The organism is Gemmatimonadaceae bacterium, from assembly GCA_035633115.1.
GTDB lineage: Bacteria > Gemmatimonadota > Gemmatimonadetes > Gemmatimonadales > Gemmatimonadaceae > UBA4720.
Genome location: DASQFN010000121.1, coordinates 1 through 5,807 on the forward strand (window position 1 = coordinate 1; position 5,807 = coordinate 5,807).

The following is a 5,807-nucleotide window of genomic DNA, read 5'->3' on the forward strand; positions in this document are numbered from 1 at the left end:
TGACGGCGTCTGGTCCATCTACTTCAACACCGTACTCATTGCCACATTGAATGAGCGTGATTACATCATTCGTGGATAACATCCAAAGTGTTACCCATGTTGCTGGACAGACTTGTTACCTATCTCCCCGGCTGCTCACAGACGGCGTCGCTAGCACCCGAACCGTTCCTACGGCCACTCAGCGTCGTGTTTGCGGGGCATCCTCCTTCGGCCAGACTCACAGCGTCAGCGGACACTCACCTGCTGTATCATCCCGTGCTCGATGTGCGACCGCCCGTCCGGCGCCGTCGTCATGCAGATCAGCACATACTTACCCGGGCTGAAGGTTGCATCGAAGAAGGATTGCATCCCCGGCGCGATCACTGCGATTCCGCCTGCTAACGTCCCCAAGCTCTCCAGCGACGGCGCCGCCCCTGTCTGATCGGCTCGCCGCGGGCGCTCGGGATTCATCGATGTCCGGACGTCCTCGAGCGTCCTCCCCGGCGCGAGTTTCATCAGCACCAGGTCGTGCGGTTCCACACCTGCGTTCTCGACACGAATCGTGTGCCGGCCGACCCTGAGCGGTGTATCGACTGCAAACGAAAAATCCATGAGACGGATCACTACGCCCGCCTTGGGAGCTGCTCCGCGGTCGGCCACAACCGGGTCGGCGGGACCGACTACGAAGGGCTTGGCCTCTCCCTTCGCAAAGTGCGGGTTTCCGCCGCTGTCCTCGACGGGACAGATCCACACGTAGCTTCCGGGCTCGAGGTACTGCGTCACACTGGAGGAATCACCCGGAGCAGTGCCGCCTGGGCCACCGAACCGTTTCACCCACTTAGGCCGTGGTCCGGACGTGCGGATTGCTTCTGCGTATGCGTCCACCAATTCCCCGACCGTCCTTCCCGGCTCCAATTGTACGATGTGGCCATAGTGGACCTCCTCGCCTTGGTTGACCAAGCGGAAGGTGGTCCATCCGCCGGGGACCGTTTCAGGGGCCTGGATAGAGTACTCCGTGGCGGTGAGGGAAACCACGTTTGGTGCGGCGGTGGTCGTCTCGGTCTGAACCGGTTCGTCTCTGGCCTTACAGGCCGCGAATGCGGCGATACAACCGATCAGTAAGATGGCGCGAGTACACACGACAACCCCCAGGGCGAGAGTGATTGATGGCGATACATCGGTCCGTGACCGCGAAGATGTCATCCCCCACGACCATGCTTCCTGTCGAACTCGAATGACGTCGACAATGACTTCGCTCATCCTCAGCGCGACCGCAAGGGAGCGCCGAGGTGAACGGGCGCTGCGGAAGCGGAGGGTGAGCACGCGATTGCGATTTGTCTGCTGACGGCTGCTTGCCTTTTGGGCCTCGCCGTCAGCCTACGTAGGGACGCCTAACGTTCAAGTTCTGCTGCAAGCACACCTAGTAAATTGCGAGCGAAGCGAGCTTCAAGAAAGTGACTGTCAGCAGCAACGTTTGTTATGCGGCTGCGGGAATCAATTTGTAAACTGCTCTACCCAAAGGCGGGTGTCTGGCATCAATAGCCCGTACTCCACTGCAGTCGGCTCCCATGTGGCATCACCGTAGAGAGGCCGAGCGAAAAGGAAGGTGCCAGGCTGCGAGGCAGCATGTTGCTCCATCCTTCGAAATATCTTCCCGGGGTCTGACCAACCACGATTCAACTCGGGGCGTTGAGGGAAAGATTGACATCGGTGCCGCCGCCAAGGGTGTGCGCCATAAATGCCCTTTGCCCAGCAGGTCTCGATCAGGCAGAAGCAGCAGGGCACGTACGCCTTGTTCTTCTCGCTCCACGACTCACGCATTCCGCCGTCGAGAGTGAGCTCGGCGTCCGCAATGCGTCCTAGACCGGATCGCGCAGGGCTGGTCGATCGAGGACACGGCGGGTAAAGGGCCGCCCGGCTCTCTCCCACCAGACGCGCTTTTCGTCGAGAACGTCGTCGGCACGCTCGACACGGCGCGCGCGAGCGGCTCGCGCTGGACCACCGAAGAGTTCAACGAGAGCATTACGCGTTTCGCGGCGACCGGTGGCCGCACCGGTCCGCGCCAGCTGACGGACGACGAGATCGCGCGCGTACTCAAGCGCAGGGTGGAGCTGTTCGCGCAGTGGAAGGAGCTGGCGCCCGGCAAGACGCTCGAGCTGCACTTTGAGCAAGAATCCGACGTGCGCTCGGCCCCTTTACATAGGTGGCCGACTTAGCCTGAAACGCATGTCGGCGCGGTTGTGTACGGCTCTCATCGCGCTCCTGCACTCCTAGAGCAGCGTCGGCGCGCAACAGCCCACGGTCACCTGGCGGTCGACCGCAAAGCCGCGGTGTTCTACGAGCTGTTTGGGAATGGCGGCTATAAGTCGCAACAACATCGACCGCAAGCTCAACCAGAACGTGACCGCGCGGTCCGGGCACTCGAGCTACGACTCGTTCGACATCGTCGGCGACGCTACTCCAAGAACTATCAGATGCACGTCGCGATGCTCAACCTGTTGTCGTTGCGGCGCCTATACGGTCCAGGTCTCCTTGAGAACGCGCCGGAAGTTGTCGCCCAGCACCAAGCGGATGTCGGCGTCCGAGTATCCGCGGCGAATTAGCCCCTCGGTCAGATCGAACACGCGCTTTGGATGGTCCACGCCCTCGATGTCTATCTTTTCGCGGAAGGCAAGCTCCTTACTTAGAGAGGCGCGCAGCGACCGCTGTTCTTCGGGCGTCATGTCGTCGTAGCCGTCGAGGTCACTGTCGCTGCCAAGCCCCAAGTGCTGCACCCCGACCAGCCTCCGTACGTGATCGTAGTGATCCAGCATGTGCTCGATGGTCGTTGGTTCGGTGGCCTTCACATAGTTCCGGAGGCCGGTGATCCCAATGACGCCGCCTCGCGCGGCCATCTTGCGAATGGCCTCGTCGGTCTTGCAGCGCGGCTGATTCGGCACCAGGGCGCGGCAGTTGGAGTGAGTGATCAGCACAGGTCTGGCCGACACGTCGAAGGCGTCAAGCGTCGTCCGATCCCCGCAGTGTGAGACGTCGACCGCCATGCCGACCTGGTTCATGCGGCCGATGACGTCGACGCCGAAATTCGAGATCCCGTCGTCTCGCCGCTCGGTACAGCCGTTGCCGATCATGTTGCGGCTGTTGTAGGTGAGCGTTGAAACGCGCTGCCCGAGCGCGTGAAAAAAGTCAACGTCATCCACAGTGCGGAAGTGCTGGGAGTTCTGGTTGCCGAGCACCACGCCGATTTTGCCGCTCGCCTTCACGCCATCGAGCGCGGCGGGAGAGTCGATGCGCATCAGATTGGCGTGATGATGCGCGAGGAACCCATTCCGCAGCCCGAGGTCCCGTAACACGTTTCCGTATGCATCGACGCCGCTGATGCCGAATCCGATGTGAAACACCGAGATCCCAGAATCACGGAACCGCTGGAGATCGGCGGCCGTGAAGTCGTCTGGCTTGTTTTTGTACCGATTGGTGGTCGCTACGCTCAGGTTCAACGCGCTGAGCATGTCAATTACGGTCGTCGACAGCACCAAGTCGATGGCGCGCTTAGAGTAGCCCGCCTGCTGTCGCGCGAACAGCTGATACCGATTCCGATTGATGAAGGGCGCGGTTGCCACCACCGCGCCTAGAGTCAGAAACTCACGTCGCCTCATCGCCTGCGTCAGCTTGATGTTCATCATGCGGCTCCTATTTTCTGTTCGGCTCAGACAACTTCTGTTCCGCCCACGCCACTTTCAGATGAGACAATAGGCCAGATAGCGGCCTCTCGGGGCAAGAGAAGGCGAGGTTCGCGGGCGTCCGATCCAATCCGCCATTTTGCCGCCTAACGCCCGAGCTCACCTGCGGGCGAGTCAAATAGAATCGCGGGCGTAGCCCGCGCAACTCCTCGGATCGCCCGTCTGGTGCAGCGTTCGTTATACAGCAGAGTCAAGCGAAGGCAGATCATCGTAAATTGTGTCGGGTTGGGGCACTTGAAGCGGCGGGACTGTCGTGGAGACAAGTCCTCCTATGCAGAAGGGGCTACTTCGCCGGCGGTACTTTCGCGCGGAGCTTGTCAGCCCAGTTCCTGATCACCACCATTCCCGAATCTTGCTCGCCCGAAAGGACCATCAGCAGCTTCCCGTCGGCTGCAACGTCGTAGTTGGCGTGCCCCAGATCAGGAACTCCGCGCCACGCGAACAATGACTTTCGGGAAATCACGGCGAAGCCGGGCAAGGATCTAACGTCACTAACCATCATCTGTGCGCCGCTCCGGTAGTAGATCCGCCGCCCGTCTCGGGACCAGACCGGCTCCGCACCGCCGGCATCCGAGATCTTGTATGGCCGGCCATGCCCGAGGAACGACCGTACGTAGACTTCGTAGCGCCCCGACTCGTCGGATGCGTACGCAACCCATTGTCCATCGGGCGAGAATCGCGGAGTGATCTCATTTGCTCTCGTTGCCAGCCATTCCTTCGCAATGCTGCTTCCGCCGATCGTCGAATAGTACAGATCTCTGCCACCAACACCCGTTACGATTCTGAACAGAAGTGTTCTTCCGTCAGGAGAGATGACGCCTTCAGCCGACAAATTGCCGGGAAGGGTCCCGTTGACACGCTCCGGTGGGCCGCTTCCATCAACGGGCTGTGACCACAGGCCCGAGCGCGTGCCGGCAATCCCGGGAAGCATGTAGATGACTCGTTTACCGTCGGGTGTCCATTCGGGCCGTTCGCCGCCTCGAGTATCGAGTGGAACGAGCCTCCGGGTGATTGTGTTGTGTACCCACACGTCCCAAGAGGTAGCGTCGGAGATCGTCACGGCGATCTCGCTTCCGTCGGGCGACAACCGCGGCCATTGATAGTTGCTTGCGGCTTTGTCCATCACCGTTTCGTGCGCGCCCTTTTCATCGACCCACACGAGGTGAGCCGGTGAATTCGCATACACAAGCGTCCCGTTCCACGCGAGCGATATGTCGTAATTATTCAACAACCCGTCCATCAGGACTACGGGATCACCAGTGCGAGCGCGACGTTCGAGGTCGACGGGCACCCCCATGATCTTGCCGTCCGCGGAGTACACAACATGCCCGTGCGCATAGCCGAGCGGCTTCGCTGCGTGAAGGTCCAGAACCGTGAAATCCCCTCCCGCGCCGGAGCCAATTGCGAGATAATCATCCTCCGCCCCGCCTGGTCCCTGATCGACAAAAAGCAGCGTCGTGCTGTCGGACAGCAGCAGCGGATTCCAATGCCGTTTGCTAGCGATGCTGTCAGACACCGTCAGCGTTGTCGGGGCGCCTCCGGTTGGCGAAATACGTGATAGTCCACGACGACTACCGCGCATAAATCCGCTGGTCGGGAGAATGATCGTGTTGTCGGCCGTCCACGTGATGGGAAGGTCGGGGACTCCGCGAGCCAACGCGATGGGACGCGACCCGCCGCGTCCGATCTTTCTCAACTCACCCGCCGCAACAAAGGCGATCCAGTTGCCGTCGAATGAAAACATCGGACGAGCGGCACCCTCTGTTCCGACGAGCGGTCGCGCACTGGAGTCGCCGAGCGCAATGACGTAAAGCCGCGTGGCCGAATCAGTCGCTCCCACATACACGACGAATCGGCCATCGGGCGAGATCGCCAGAGAATTCGTTCCCGGAACGAATATCCCTTCGCCAGACGTTTTTACAACGAAGCACTGCGAAGGCAGTTCACCGACACACTGCGGACGCTGCGCTTGCAGTGAGCCGCTGCAGATTCCAACGGCAAGCGCCGCGGCCGAGGCGGCCCATTTCCCACCGTGTCGAGCAATGCCGGTGTCGTGCACAACATGAAACATGTTACCCCCGCGAGGTCGTG

4 protein-coding genes are annotated in these 5,807 nt (G+C 60.8%); all 4 read right to left on the reverse strand.

The genetic code is table 11. The features are described 5' to 3' along the window. Window positions 1-225 precede the first annotated feature (225 nt). Window positions 226-1,239 carry a hypothetical protein gene (locus tag VES88_18555; protein HYN83487.1) on the reverse strand — a complete coding sequence of 338 codons (1,014 nt, stop codon included), beginning with the start codon at window positions 1,237-1,239 and terminating at the stop codon, window positions 226-228. 599 nt (window positions 1,240-1,838) lie between these two features. Continuing rightward, entirely contained in the window at window positions 1,839-2,150 is a 312-nt protein-coding gene (locus tag VES88_18560) for a hypothetical protein (GenBank protein HYN83488.1), read from the reverse strand. A 342-nt stretch (window positions 2,151-2,492) separates the two neighbouring features. Then, window positions 2,493-3,659 carry a membrane dipeptidase gene (locus VES88_18565; protein ID HYN83489.1) on the reverse strand — a complete coding sequence of 389 codons (1,167 nt, stop codon included), beginning with the start codon at window positions 3,657-3,659 and terminating at the stop codon, window positions 2,493-2,495. A gap of 340 nt (window positions 3,660-3,999) precedes the next feature. Beyond that, window positions 4,000-5,807, reverse strand: a 1,808-nt coding sequence (locus VES88_18570; protein HYN83490.1) for a hypothetical protein, incomplete at its 5' end; no start/stop codon positions are given.